Annotated in this window: 14 protein-coding genes and 2 pseudogenes; 9 read left to right on the forward strand and 7 right to left on the reverse strand. The window is 70.8% G+C overall.

Annotated elements, in window-relative coordinates; genetic code table 11:
- Window positions 1-213: 213 nt before the first annotated feature.
- A pseudogene (locus ACZ4UV_RS13970) lies at window positions 214-570 on the forward strand (MDR/zinc-dependent alcohol dehydrogenase-like family protein); the annotation flags it as partial.
- Window positions 571-697: 127 nt separating this feature from the next.
- Here the strand turns inward: ACZ4UV_RS13970 and ACZ4UV_RS13975 are convergent.
- The gene (locus ACZ4UV_RS13975; RefSeq protein WP_451015690.1) at window positions 698-1315 is read right to left on the reverse strand and encodes a TetR/AcrR family transcriptional regulator; all 618 of its coding nucleotides are present in this window, start codon (window positions 1313-1315) and stop codon (window positions 698-700) included.
- A 322-nt stretch (window positions 1316-1637) separates the two neighbouring features.
- Here ACZ4UV_RS13975 and ACZ4UV_RS13980 point away from each other — a divergent pair, with 322 nt between their 5' ends.
- Entirely contained in the window at window positions 1638-2816 is a 1179-nt protein-coding gene (locus ACZ4UV_RS13980; protein ID WP_467837957.1) for a YbfB/YjiJ family MFS transporter, read from the forward strand.
- A 73-nt stretch (window positions 2817-2889) separates the two neighbouring features.
- Window positions 2890-3279, forward strand: coding sequence for a YbhB/YbcL family Raf kinase inhibitor-like protein (locus ACZ4UV_RS13985; RefSeq protein ID WP_467837893.1), 390 nt, complete (start codon window positions 2890-2892; stop codon window positions 3277-3279).
- 123 nt (window positions 3280-3402) lie between these two features.
- On the opposite strand, the gene ACZ4UV_RS13990 is transcribed toward ACZ4UV_RS13985, so the two are convergent.
- The 3 genes and pseudogenes from ACZ4UV_RS13990 to ACZ4UV_RS14000 all read right to left on the reverse strand — a co-directional run.
- Entirely contained in the window at window positions 3403-4056 is a 654-nt protein-coding gene (locus ACZ4UV_RS13990; RefSeq protein ID WP_451015734.1) for a mycothiol-dependent nitroreductase Rv2466c family protein, read from the reverse strand.
- Window positions 4057-4105: 49 nt separating this feature from the next.
- A complete protein-coding gene (locus tag ACZ4UV_RS13995; RefSeq protein WP_451015741.1) occupies window positions 4106-4378 on the reverse strand; it encodes a Rossmann-fold NAD(P)-binding domain-containing protein in 273 nt (90 codons plus the stop codon).
- Window positions 4379-4452: 74 nt separating this feature from the next.
- Window positions 4453-4860: pseudogene (locus ACZ4UV_RS14000) on the reverse strand (SDR family NAD(P)-dependent oxidoreductase); the annotation flags it as partial.
- Between the two features lie 221 nt (window positions 4861-5081).
- Here ACZ4UV_RS14000 and ACZ4UV_RS14005 point away from each other — a divergent pair.
- Window positions 5082-5777, forward strand: coding sequence for a type 1 glutamine amidotransferase domain-containing protein (locus tag ACZ4UV_RS14005; protein WP_467837895.1), 696 nt, complete (start codon window positions 5082-5084; stop codon window positions 5775-5777).
- A 68-nt stretch (window positions 5778-5845) separates the two neighbouring features.
- On the opposite strand, the gene ACZ4UV_RS14010 is transcribed toward ACZ4UV_RS14005, so the two are convergent.
- Window positions 5846-6766: a helix-turn-helix transcriptional regulator gene (locus ACZ4UV_RS14010; protein ID WP_451015688.1), complete on the reverse strand. Its 921-nt coding sequence runs from the start codon at window positions 6764-6766 to the stop codon at window positions 5846-5848.
- Window positions 6767-6978: 212 nt separating this feature from the next.
- Here ACZ4UV_RS14010 and ACZ4UV_RS14015 point away from each other — a divergent pair, with 212 nt between their 5' ends.
- Entirely contained in the window at window positions 6979-7953 is a 975-nt protein-coding gene (locus ACZ4UV_RS14015) for an aldo/keto reductase (RefSeq protein ID WP_451015687.1), read from the forward strand.
- Window positions 7954-8668: 715 nt separating this feature from the next.
- On the opposite strand, the gene ACZ4UV_RS14020 is transcribed toward ACZ4UV_RS14015, so the two are convergent.
- Together ACZ4UV_RS14020 and ACZ4UV_RS14025 are read right to left on the reverse strand one after the other, a co-directional pair.
- Window positions 8669-9337 carry an MFS transporter gene (locus ACZ4UV_RS14020; RefSeq protein WP_467837898.1) on the reverse strand — a complete coding sequence of 223 codons (669 nt, stop codon included), beginning with the start codon at window positions 9335-9337 and terminating at the stop codon, window positions 8669-8671.
- A gap of 435 nt (window positions 9338-9772) precedes the next feature.
- The gene (locus tag ACZ4UV_RS14025; protein WP_467837960.1) at window positions 9773-10558 is read right to left on the reverse strand and encodes an AraC family transcriptional regulator; all 786 of its coding nucleotides are present in this window, start codon (window positions 10556-10558) and stop codon (window positions 9773-9775) included.
- An 82-nt stretch (window positions 10559-10640) separates the two neighbouring features.
- Between ACZ4UV_RS14025 and ACZ4UV_RS14030 the strand changes: the two genes are divergently transcribed.
- The 4 genes from ACZ4UV_RS14030 to ACZ4UV_RS14045 all read left to right on the forward strand — a co-directional run bounded on the left by ACZ4UV_RS14030 (window position 10641) and on the right by ACZ4UV_RS14045 (window position 12281).
- Window positions 10641-11459, forward strand: a complete 819-nt coding sequence (locus tag ACZ4UV_RS14030; protein WP_451015685.1) for a phytanoyl-CoA dioxygenase family protein — start codon at window positions 10641-10643, stop codon at window positions 11457-11459.
- Window positions 11456-11731 carry a hypothetical protein gene (locus ACZ4UV_RS14035; protein WP_351485970.1) on the forward strand — a complete coding sequence of 92 codons (276 nt, stop codon included), beginning with the start codon at window positions 11456-11458 and terminating at the stop codon, window positions 11729-11731. The genes ACZ4UV_RS14030 and ACZ4UV_RS14035 overlap by 4 nt, the downstream gene beginning before the upstream one ends.
- A gap of 221 nt (window positions 11732-11952) precedes the next feature.
- Window positions 11953-12099, forward strand: a complete 147-nt coding sequence (locus ACZ4UV_RS14040) for a hypothetical protein (RefSeq protein ID WP_451015684.1) — start codon at window positions 11953-11955, stop codon at window positions 12097-12099.
- 50 nt (window positions 12100-12149) lie between these two features.
- Entirely contained in the window at window positions 12150-12281 is a 132-nt protein-coding gene (locus ACZ4UV_RS14045; protein ID WP_467837901.1) for a hypothetical protein, read from the forward strand.
- The last annotated feature ends 91 nt before the right edge of the window (window positions 12282-12372 follow it).

Here is a 12372-nt window from a genome sequence, read left to right on the forward strand (position 1 = left end):
GACCCGCACCTGTCGCTCGACCGTCACCTGCTTCTTGAGGAGCACCTGATGAACGAGGTCCAGTCCACCGCCCCTGCACGCCGCGACTTCTTGCGGATCATTCGGACTCCCCGTACGACTCGTATCGGCTGCCGACATACGTGTCGCTGGAGACACTCCGGAGCGCCTGATACGTGTCGAACGCCTGCTTTCCCGATCGTTCAGGAGGACGACGACTGCGACCTCGTGGTGCACGCCGGCGCCACGGAGCAGGGCCTTGCCCGGGCCCTGGAACTGCTGCGGCCCGAGGGCGCGGTGGTGGAACTGAGCTGCTACGGGGACCGGCGCGGCACGCTCCCGGTCGGCGAGGCCTTCCACTCCCGACGGCTGTCCATCCGGGGCAGTCGGGTCGGCACCGTCTCCCCGGCCCGTGCCGACCGGACGTAGGCCGACCGGCTCGCCCTGGCCCCGGATCTGGTCGCCGACCCAGCCCTGGACGCCCTGATCGCCGGCGAGAGTGCGTTCGAGGAACTGCCCGAAGTGATGCCGCGCCTGGCCGCCGGGGAGCAGCCGGCGCTGTGCCACCGCATCTGCTGCTCCGACCGACCGGTGTGCGGCCCGGCCCGCGCGCGTGCCGCAGCTGGGCCGCGCTGTTCAGCACCGCGCTGCCCGCCGCCGACGGCGGCCGTCACGTCGCCCGGCCCGAGCCGCGGGCGAGTCAGGCGTGAGCCGGCACCTGCTGGTCCCGCAGGCCCAACAGGGCGCGGCAGTTCGGCCAGAGCGTCCCGAGCTGAGCGGGGTCGTTGTGCAGCTTGGCGAAGAGCACCTGGCCCTCGGTCAGCGCCACCATGGACCGGGCGACGGCGCGGGCGTCGGACACGGTCACCTCGCCCCGCTGCCGGGCCTCGGCCACGACCGCGGCGACCAGATCCACCTGGGTCTCGAAGATCTCCTGCAGGCGTCGGCGCACGGCGTCGGCCTGATTGCTCATCTCCAGGGAGAGATTCCCGAACATGCACCCGAGGACCGATCCGCAACCGTCCTGGCCGACGCGCTGCTGCGTCTCCATGGACTCGAAGAGCTGCCGCAGCCGCTGCATGGGCTCGGCGTCGCCGCTCAGCGCGGACTCCCACTCGCGCCGCTCGTCGGCCCAGTGCTGGTCGATCACGGCGAGCGCCAGGGTTTCCTTGGACTCGAAGAAGTAGTAGAAACTGCCCTTGGGCACGTCGGCCGTCTTGCAGATCTCGGCGACGCCAAGAGCCGAGTACCCCCGCTGTTCGATCAGTGACCGAGCGGCGGTGAGGATCTTGTTCTTGGCATCACTCGTCCGTCCCATGGCAAAAGTATATGACCGATCGACTATTTCGCGCGGGCCTGTCGGCAGCGGTCGTCCGGCACGCGTGTCCGCGGAGCATGGGACCGCCCTGGTCGGTGGGAGGCCGAGGTTCGCAGCAGCGAGGAAACGGGTCGTGGATTTCCCGGGCCGACCTGCGCAGCCTGTCTGTATGGCAAGAAGGCGAAACATCGGCTCCACGGTTCCCGGCACCGGCCGCGACGCGGTCACCGTACCCCTGCGAGACACGGCATCGGCCGCGAGGGGCGTGCCGCGGTCACCGTGGGTTCACGTCCTGCAGGCCGCGGCCGCTCTGGCGACGGGCATGGGTGTCGGCCGCTTCGTCTACACCCCCATCCTTCCGCTGATGCACGCCCAGGCCGGACTGTCGGCCGGCGCCGGAGCGAACCTGGCGACCGCGAACTACGTGGGCTATCTGATCGGAGCGCTGGCCGGCACCTTCGTCCCCCGGCTGGTGCGCTCCCCGGCGGTACTGCGCTGCTGTCTGCTGGCACTGGCCGCCACACTGGCCGCCATGGCGCTCACGCACAGCACCACCGTCTGGCTGCTGCTGCGCCTGGGCGCGGGCGCCTTCAGCGCGATGATCTTCGTGATCGCCGCCAGCTCCCTGCTCAGCCATCTGCGCGAGCACCCGGCCCACCTGCCCGGCTGGGCCTTCGGCGGAGTCGGGGCGGGCATCGCGCTGTCCGGCGTGCTCGTCCTCGTGCTGCGTACGGTCGGCAACTGGCAGGCCGCGTGGTGGGCCTCGGCGGCGCTGGCCGTGGTGCTCACCGTCGGCGCCTGGGGACTGCGTCCCGAGCCGGCTCCCCAACAGGCCCCCTCGGCACCCGCACCGCGGGCCGGGTCGACCGGGCCGCGTACCCACCGCTGGTTCGGTGCCCTGTTCGCGTCCTACACGCTTGAGGGGATCGGCTACATCATCGCCGGCACCTTCCTCGTCGCGGCCGTCAACCAGACCTCGCCCGGCTGGATAGGCAGCGGCGCGTGGGTGCTGGTGGGCGTGGCGGCCATCCCCTCCGCCGCCCTGTGGGCCGGCCTGGGGCGCCGCTGGTCCCGGCCGGACCTGCTGCTCACCGCGCTCGCCGTCCAGGCCGTGGGTATCGCCCTGCCCGCGCTGGTGGGGGGAGTGGCGCCCGCGCTGATCTCCGCGGTGCTGTTCGGCTCCACCTTCATCGGCGTGAGCACCCTGGCCCTGGGGGCGGGGATGCATCTGCGGTTCCCGCGTGCCGTCGCCCTGCTGACCGCCGGGTACTCGGTCGGTCAGATCCTCGGGCCACTGGTGGCGACTCCGCTCCTGCACCATGGCTACCACCGGGCTCTGCTCCTGGCCTCCTGCATCGTCCTGGCCGCGGCGCTGGCGGCCTTCGGGCTCCGCGTCAAGTTCCCGCACACCCTGCCGACGTGGCAGGCGACCCCGAGTGCCGGATCCGCGTCCGGCCGCGTCCGGCTCGTGGCCGAGGCGAAGGCGGCCGCCGAGGCCTGAATGAACCTTCGGGGACGGGACACATGTGTCATCTCCGAGAGGGCTTCCCGTCGCTGTCGGCGATGGGGGCAGGGTGGCCGCGCGGTCGCTCGCGTGGGCCCCGCCGTTCCCGCACCCGGATGCTCTGACGGTCAGCGGTTTCTGGCACTGGGCGGTCCACGACATCCCCGCGTCGGTGAACGAGCTCGCCGCCGGCGCGGGAGACCCGGCCGGAACACACCTGCCCGCCGGGGAGAGGACGCTGACCAACGACGCCGGCCGGCGCGGTTTCCTCGGCGCCGCACCAGCGCCGGGGGAGGAGCCTCACCGGTACATGTTCGTCGTTCACGCACTCGACGTCCCCACCCTCGACGACGTGACGACGACGGCGAGCCCCGCCTGGCTCGGCTTCCGGCTCGTGGTCCACGGTCTGGCGCGGGCGAGGCTCACGCCGGTGTTCGGGATCCCTGGTGGATCGGGTTGATCACGTCGTCATCACCCGGCCGTGGATCCCCCGCGGTGAGGCGGCGCTCGTCGTGCGTGGTCCCCCAGGGGCCGACCCTCCCTCCTCGGACTTCGGCCGTCACCGAAGTCCGAGGGGCGCACGTCAGCTGAAGTCTGGACCGCCGGTGCGGGTGCGCTTGATCTCGTAGAAGCTCGGCGCGGAGGCCACGGCGATCACGCCGTCCCAGAGCCGGGCGGCGTCCTCGCCCTTGGGGGCGGGGTTCACGACGGGTCCGAAGAAGGCGACCGGATCGCCGCTCGGTTCGGCGCCCGGGACGGCGATGATCGGGCTGCCGACGTCCTGGCCGACCAGGGTGATGCCCCGGGCGTGCGACGCGTGCAGCTCGTCGTCGTAACGATCCGTGTCCCCGGCGGCAGCCAGGTCCGTGGGCAGCCCCGCATCCTGCAGGGCCGCCTCCAGCGTGGCCCGGTTCTTCGGCTGCTGCTCCAGGTGATAACGGGTCCCCAGGGCGGTGTACAGCGGCTCCAGCGCCTCGGGTCCGTGGAGGAGGCGGGCAGCCGTCAGGACGCGTACCGGCGCCCAGGCCTCGCCCATCAGCACGCGGATGCGTTCGGGCAGTTGGTCCAGCCGGTCCTCGTTCAGGATGGACAGGCTCATGACGTGCCAGGACACCTTCACGGGGCGCTGGTCGGCGACGTCGAGGATCCAACGGGACGTCAGCCAGGTCCACGGGCAGACGGGGTCGAACCAGAAATCCACCGGGGTCGGGGACTCGGGGGAGGCGGGCGCGGCCATGGGAACTCCTCTTGCCGTTGCTGGGGGTGTCGTTGTGGGCCGGGGAAAGTCAGTCGCCGGCGCGGAAGCCGGTAGAGGCCGACAGGTCGGACCAGGCGGCCAGATCGTCGGCCAGTTGCCGCTGCCCCTGCTCCACCAGACGCACGGCGTCGCTGCCGAGCACGAGATGGACGGGCGGCTCGTCACTGTCGAGGACCCGGCGAACGGCCTCCGCAGAGCGCGCCGGGTCGCCCGTCTGGTTGCCGTCCTTCGCCTGCCGGGCGGCACGGATCGGGCCGAACACCTCGTCGTGGTCCGGTACGGTGCGCGGAACACGGACCATGGAGCGGCCCGCCCAGTCCGTGCCGAAGGGCCGAGCGCCAGCGAGGTCACGTGGATGCCGAACCCGGCGACCTCCTGGGCCAGTGAACCGGCGATGCCCTCCATCGCGAACTTGCTCGCGCCGTAGAAGGCCACCCCGGGCAGTGCCGTCAGCCCCGCCATGGAGGACACGGTGAAGATGTGGCCGCGGCGTCGGCCCCGCATATGGGGGAGGACCGCCTTGATGACGGCGACGCTGCCGAACACGTTGACCTCGAACTGCCGGCGTGCGTCCTCCACGCCGGTCTCCTCGACGGTGCCCTCCAGGCTGTACCCGGCGTCGCTGATCAGCACGTCGATCGCGCCGACGGTCCGTTCGACGTCGTCGACCAAAAGCCCTGCCCATGAGAGTCTCCTGCCGCAGAAGTAATAGCCGACCGGTCGTCTAAAGTGCTGGTTTGCCATTTCACCCGTGTCAAAGGCGCACGCCGGCCGATGGCACATGTCACGTCACCTATGGCGGTCACCGAGTCGCACGCGGGTCGGTCGGACGCGGTGCGCGGCGTGCGGCCGGGCCCGGGGCGTCGCCGAGTTGCCCGACTGCAGTGCTGGACGTGCAATGAGGAAGAAGCTCGCTCATGCCCGGTCAAGTATGTGTCCGAGCTGAATTCCACGCATTTCCCGGCTCGTTCGAGAGGTTCCCGGGGACTAGGAGGTCAGGTGCCATGGCGAGAGTCCTCTTCATAGTGAGTGGGGCGACGTACTGGGTGCTCAAGGACGGGACCCGGTATGCGACGGGTTATTGGGCGGAAGAGTTCGCGATGCCGTACAAGAAGATCACGGAGGCCGGACACGACGTCGTGGTCGCGACACCCGGCGGCGTGACCCCGAACGTCGACATGATGAGCCTGCGTCCGTCGATGGCGGGTGGCGAGGAGGGCGCCCTGGAGCTGGAGGAGATCATCCGTTCCGCTGAGGTGATGCGGCGGCCCCTCAAGCTGTCGGACGTCCGCCTGGAGGACTACGACGCGGTGTACCTGCCCGGCGGCCACGGTCCGATGTCCGACCTGGCATTCGACGCCGACGCCGGCCGGCTGCTGACGGCGCAGTTGGCTTCGGGCAGGCCACTCGCCATCGTGTGCCACGCTCCGGCCTCGATGCTGGCCACCAGGATCCACGGCGAGTCCCCGTTCAAGGGCTACCGGGTCACGTGCTTCACCGACGAGGAGGAAGAAGGCGTCGGCCTGGCCTCCCGGGCACCGTGGCTGCTGGAGACGGAGCTGACGGAAAAGGTCGGCGTCGACTTCAGCCGCGGCCCGATCTGGGAGCCGTACATGGTGGAGGACCGCAACCTGATCACCGGCCAGAACCCCCACTCGGCGACGGTTCTCGCCGACCGGCTTCTTGAGGTCCTGAAATGACCGGGTAGCAGTGGCGGGAGGAACACACTCCCGCTCGCGTGCGCGTGCGGACGGCGGCCCCGGCCGTGTCAGTGCCGTCCCGGTTCGGTGCGCTGGTCAGGAGCGGGCGCGTCGGCGCGGAGGGCTGGGTCGGGGGTGCGCTGCGTGCCGAGCATGTCGAGCAGGAGCATGGCGTCGTGGTCGGGGGTCCCGGGGTCGGCGTAGTAGGCGACGAGGCGGTGGCCGGGGGTGCCTTCGAGCTGCATGGCCTGGTAGCCGAGGGTGACGTCGCCGACCTGGGGGTGGTGGAAGCGCTTGGTGCCGGGGCGATGCGGGCGGACGTCGTAACGCTCCCACAGGCGGGCGAAGTCGGCGCTCTTGAGGAGGAGTTCGCCGACGAGCTGGGCGAGGTCGGGGGCGTCGGGGTCGGTGCCGGCCAGTGCGCGCAGGCGGGCGACGCAGCCGCGGATGCGGGTCTCCCACTCGGGGAACACCTCGCGGGCGGCGGGGTGGAGGAAGTAGTAACGGGCGAGGTTGCGCTGCTTGGCCGGCCAGTTTTCGATGCCCGCGTACAGGTGCAGGCCGCCCGGGTTGGCGGCGAGTATGTCCAAGGTGCGGCTGAGGACGTAGGCGGGGCTCGGCCGCAGGTTCTCCAGCAGCAGCCGGACGCCCGGCCGGACGGTGCGGCTGGGCGCGGTGGGTGGCTCGGGGGCGGTTCGGGCGGCCCGGGCGGCCAGTCGGTGCAGGTGCTCGTGCTCCTCCTCCTGCAACTGCAGCGCGCGGGCGAGGGAGTCGACGACCGAGGGACTGGGCCGCGTCTCCCTGCCGCGTTCGAGCCGGGTGTAGTAGTCGATGCTGACTCCGGCGAGGGTGGCGAGTTCCTCGCGGCGCAGCCCCGGGGTGCGGCGCAGCCCCGGGCCGGTGGGAAGGCCGGCCTGCTCGGGGGTGATCTGGGTGCGGCGGGCGCGCAGGAACCCCGCCAGGTCGTTGCTGTGCTGGTCAGGGCTCATACGCCCAGTGTGCCAGTCGCGATGCCCGTGTCAGGCGGCCGTGGGGGGCCGTGCTACTCCCTGGAACGCCGCTCCCCGGCACCCTCCGGCCTGCCACACGTTGCCCGGGAACGCGACGGTGGAGGAGCCGCCGGGACACGACGCTCCAGCGGCATTACGTCCACGGGCTGCGACACGGCAGCCTGCCGTTCCGTACGAAGGCAGAGCACAGCATGCGCACCACCACTCTGGGCAACCACGGACCGAAGGCCGGCGTCATCGGCCTGGGCGCCATGGGGATGAGCTTCGCCTACGACATGGCCACCCCGCGCGACGAGGCCACTTCCGTCTCCGTCATCCACCAGGCCCTCGACCTGGGCATGACCCTGATCGACACCGCCGACGTCTACGGCCCCTACACCAACGAGGAGCTCGTCGGCCGGGCCCTGGCCGGTCACCGCGACCGTGCGGTCATCGCCACCAAGGTCGGCATGGAGTGCATCGACCCCACCGGTGGCCCCGGCGGTGCCCCCCTGGTGAGGCCCAACGGTCGGCCCGAACATGTCCGCGCCGCCATCGACGCGAGCCTGCGCCGTCTGCGCACCGACCACATCGACCTCTACCAGCTCCACCGTGTCGACCCCGAAGTACCCCTCGAGGAGACCTGGGGCGCCCTCGCCGAGGCCGTCATCGCAGGCAAGGCCCGCCACATCGGCCTGTCCGAGGTGAGCGTGCAGCAGATCCGGCGCGCCGAGGCGATCCACCCGGTCACCACCGTGCAGTCCGAGTTCTCGCTGTGGACGCGAGACGTCCAGGCCGAGGTTCTGCCCTACTGCGAGGCGCACGGCATCGGCCTGCTGCCGTACTCGCCGCTGGGCCGCGGCTTCCTCCTGGGGCGCTTCTCCTCCTTCGACGAACTCCCGGAGAACGACCAGCGCCGGCGTCTGCCCCGCTTCCAGCAGGACAACCTGCGCGCCAACCTGGACATCGCGGGCAAGGTCCGCGAGGTCGCCGACCGCATCGGCGCCACCCCCGCCCAGGTCGCCCTCGCCTGGCTCGTCGCCCAGGGCGAGCACGTCGTCCCGATTCCCGGCACCAAGACCCCGAAGTACCTCGCCGACAACGCCGGCGGCGCCGACGTCCGACTGTCCGCGGCCGACCTCGCCGACCTCGACGCCATCCCGGCCCCCGTCGGCGCCCGCTACTGACCGCCCCGCCCGTCGGAACCGTCCCCACCTGCACCTGATGCGGTGCGGGTGGGGCAGGGTGCGCGGTGATCAGGGACCGAAGGGACCGGGAACCGGTGTACCGCCCGGAAGCATCGATGACGCGTCCGTCGCAGGCGATGTGGCCGCCGTTGCCCACCTGGTGGTAGTGGAACCGTTTGTGGTGGGCGCGTGATGCCCAACTCCGCAGCGCCTGCTGGATCTCGCCGGGAAACACCATGAGGGCGTCCGGGACGGACGCCGACACGGCGTCGAAGTTCCCGGCGTTGTTCTCCCGGTACGGACGCGAGAAGGAGACCGCCGTGTTCGTGACCCACCGTGAACCGGCAGAGCGTGATGCCGTCGAGCAACTCGTCCACGGTCAGCACGCGCTCGGGATGGCCGCCGCTGTAGGTCCAGACGCCGAACTTGTCGTACATCCAGGCAGCGAGTCTGCTGTACGCGGCTTTCCCGTCTGCGCTCAGACCGGACGGCACGGGAGACGTACCGCCGATACCCCGAGCCGCTCCATCAGCACGGCACGGCACGGCACGGGCGCGCGCGACGCGGTCGGGGTCCCAGCCGGTGGCGGCCGGCGTTCCGAGAAGCCGTCGCCGGGCGGCGACGGTCGGGCCACCGTGTCGCCATGATGCGTCGGCGCAGATCCGTCAGAGCCCGCTCGTGAATGTTCACACGCAACGGACTCTCTGACGGGGCGTCAATTCTGCACGCCGGGCCGCAGCAGCAGGCTGGCCGCGGTGGCCGGCAGGACGAGGGAAGCGGCCGTCAGGAGGCTGATGCGCAGGCCGTCATGGAAGCTGCTCGCGTTCGCGACCAGGGCGCCGAATGCGGCGACGGCCAGGGCGCCGCCGAGTTGCCGGGAGGCGTTCAGCACGCCACTGGCGGTGCCCGCCCGCTCGGCCGGAACCCGGTCCAGGAGCACGGCGGTCACCGAGGGCAGCGCGAGCGAGCCCCCGGCGCCGACCGGGACCATCAGCGCCACCAGCGTCCCTACGGGCACGGACACCGGGCTGAGACTGAGCACCGCGAGGCCCGTGGACATGACGAGCAGCCCGGTGACGACAGGCACCCGAGGCCCGAATCTAACGGCCATCCAGGCCGAAGCCCGGCTGATGAACGCGGTGAGCACCGTCATCGGCACGAAGGTATGGCCCGCGGCCAGTGAGGACAGCCCTCGGCTCTGCTGCAGGTAGAGGCTGAACAGGAAGATCATGCCGTAGAAGCCGACGTTGACGGCGAAGCCCGCGGCGGCCGCGATGCGCATCGTGCGTGAGCGCAGCAACTCCGGTGGCACCATCGGGTGCGCAGCGCGCGCCTGCGCGATGAGGAACACGGGCCCCGCCACCACGGACAGTGCGAAGGCCACCAGGACGCGCGGCTCCCCGAATCCGGCGGCGCCGGCCTCGATGGCCCCGTGGGTGAGGACGCCTCACGAGGCCCCAGCGCGTGCCGCGCCCACCCTGGCGGCCCGCCTGCGCCACGGTTCCACGTGTCCAGGAGATCTGAACAGTGCACATGTGCTGTGCGAAGGGCACGGGCAAACGTTGGCCCGGGTACGGTCCGGATCTTGGGAGGGGGACCCGACCGGCGGCCTCGGCTGCTCTGCTGTTCCGAGGGCAGGGCCGTGAGAGGTGCGGGGTCGTCGTCGGCCCGGTGGTGGCGAGGGCGGAGCAAAGTGTCCGTGGCGATGGGCATGGACGAGCCGGGAAGCACGACATGGGCCGTTGGGTCGCGGGGATCCGTCAGGGTCAGCTTCGCGTACGTGCTTCGCCCGGCATGAGGGAGCTGCCCGCCGCCTCACTCACGGTCCTGGGCCGTCCGGCTCCGCAGGGGTAGCCGCACGTACGGCGCGCGGGCTCGCGCCGAGTTCGCGGCGGCAGGCCTTGTTGAAGGCCTGGAGATCGGCGATGCCCACGGCCGCCGCGATGGCGGTGATGGACAGGGTGGAGGACAACAGGAGGTGGCGGGCGCGTTGAAGGCGTCGGTGCCGGATGTACGACACGACCGTGAGGCCGGTTTCCGCACGGAACACTCGCGTCAGGTACGTGTGGGAGATTCCGACGGCACGTGCGACGTCCGGTACGGACAACGGGCCGGCCAGGTGTTCCTCGACGTAGGCCTGTGCCGCGGCCACGAAGGGGTGGCGGCGCCCGGCTCCGTCGCCCCTCGGCAACTCGGCGATGCGCCACAGAGCGGTCCAGACCTCGGCCGTGGCTCGCCAGGGGCAAGTCGGCATGGCCGTCACGGCGTGTCGGAGCAGATCGGCCAGGCGCGTGCTCTCGGCGGCGGCGTCCTGCATCACCGGCAGCACCCGCGCCGTTCCGCCGTCGTGCAGCCGTAGATGGACGTAGAGATGCTCCGACCTGCCCCGGTAGTGAAAGTGCACCTCGGTGTTCGGCGGCACCAGGCTGACGTGGCCGGGGCGTATGGGGTGGACCGACTGCCCGAGGGACAGGGCACCCTCGTAGTTGTAGAGGTGCAGCTGCCACAGGTCGGGCAAGCGGAAGACGTCGTGGGCGGTGGAGACGCCATGCACCCCGATGCCTGCGTTGACCACGGTGGGTGACTCGTCGAGCCGTAGTGTCACGTGTTTCACGAGGGTGGAAAACTACCAGCACTGGGCGATTCCAGCCCACGACCGATCCGCGCGGGGCGCATACGTTCATCGCATGTCAACCAGCAAACAACTCCTGACATCGGCTCAGGTGGCCCGCTTCGTCGCGCAGGGATTTCTGCGCCTGGACGGGGTGGTGCCGCAGGAGGTCAACGAACGGGCCGTCGCGGCCTTGACCGAGGGTCTGCCGGAAGTGTCCTACGGCACTCCGCTGGGCGCGGCGTTCGCGCCGGACACCTTCGTCCACGAGCTGCTGGCCCTGCCGGTCGTGGCAGGCGCCGTCGAGAGCCTGGTCGGCCCCGAGCCGACCGTCGACCACCATGCGGTTCATGTGCGCGAGCCGCACGAGGGACAGGCGCAGCCGCTCCACGGGGACGCGATCATCGATGTGCGGCCGGATGCGTTCGACATCCAGCTCATGTACTACCCGCACGAGGTGACCGCCGAGATGGGCGGCACCCTCAGTGTGCCCGGAAGCCATCTGCGCAGGATCAACGAGACGGACGTCGGCCGGGTCCAGAACCTCAGGGGGCAGACCCGTCTGACCTGCCCGGCGGGGACGGTCGTCCTCGTGCACCACGGCATCTGGCACAGTGGCCGCCGCAACGACACCGCGGGCCGGCGTTACATGTACAAAATCCGCCTCAACCCGACCGTGCCGCAGGTGCGTCTGTGGGACCTCTCCGACCTGCACGACCCCGCGGTGACCACGGAACTCAACACGTACTTCCCCTGGTACGAGCAGGCCACGGCCCGACTGGAGATCTACAACCGGGTACTGCTGTGGCGAGCCCTGACCGGTGACGACTCGTTCGATGTCGAGTACTGGGTCACACGCGTCGGCAACCGGCCGGCCCTGAGGAGTCACGCATGAGGCAGCAGGTTCTGGTCCTCTATCTCGCAACGTCGGCGCTGGACTCCGACGTGGTGGGCTGGTCCCGCTACGACGGGACCGGCCGTACCCGTCCGACGACCGGCGACAGCGACGAGCCGCCCTATGCCACCGGGCTTGCCGCGCTCCACGACGGGTGGCGCCTGTTCCAGGCATCCCAACTACTGCCGCCCCAGCCCGGCCACGAGTACGACGTCTCCTTCCTCAAGCACGAGTTCTTCTTCGAGAAGGTGGAGGACGGCTCTGGCCCTTGACCCGGCGCCGGCCACCCGGGGAAGGAGGCATCCCGTGAAGGGCGTTGTCCCGCCGGGACGGCGCAGGCGGCCACTGTGGACACGAACGCGTGGTACGCGCTGGTCGACCGGGGCAGTGGCAGGGCCGTCGAGGTGGACAACGCCTCGACCGCGGACGGTGCCGATACGGAGGCCGGACGGACGTCACGTACCGGACCTACGACGACCGTGCGCTGCTGCACGTGTTTGGCGACGTGTGGCAGAACCCGGGCACCTGGCGCCCCCGGGTCGTGGTGGTCAACCTCGGCACCAACGACTTCTCGACCGCCGTCAACCCCGGTGAGCCACGGACGCCCGGCAGCCTCGCGGCCGCCTACCGCAGCGCCTAGGCGACTTCACCCAGAAGCTGCGCACACGCCAGGGAGCCGACGCGACCATCGTGGCGGTGGGAGCCGGCCAGTACGCCGGCCATGTACAGCAGGTGGTCAAGGCGCGCTACGACGTCGGCGACAGCCGGGTCCGCTACTGGTTCCTCGACGACACGGGCCTGGACTTCCTGGGCTGTGACTAGGCAGTGTCCGGGCGATCTTGTGGTGGAGTCGTGGGGGCCGGTGTGCTGGTCAGGTGGGGTGGATGCGAGAGTGATTGCCTGTGACGAATTC

This window comes from Streptomyces sp. NPDC028289 (assembly GCF_055565975.1).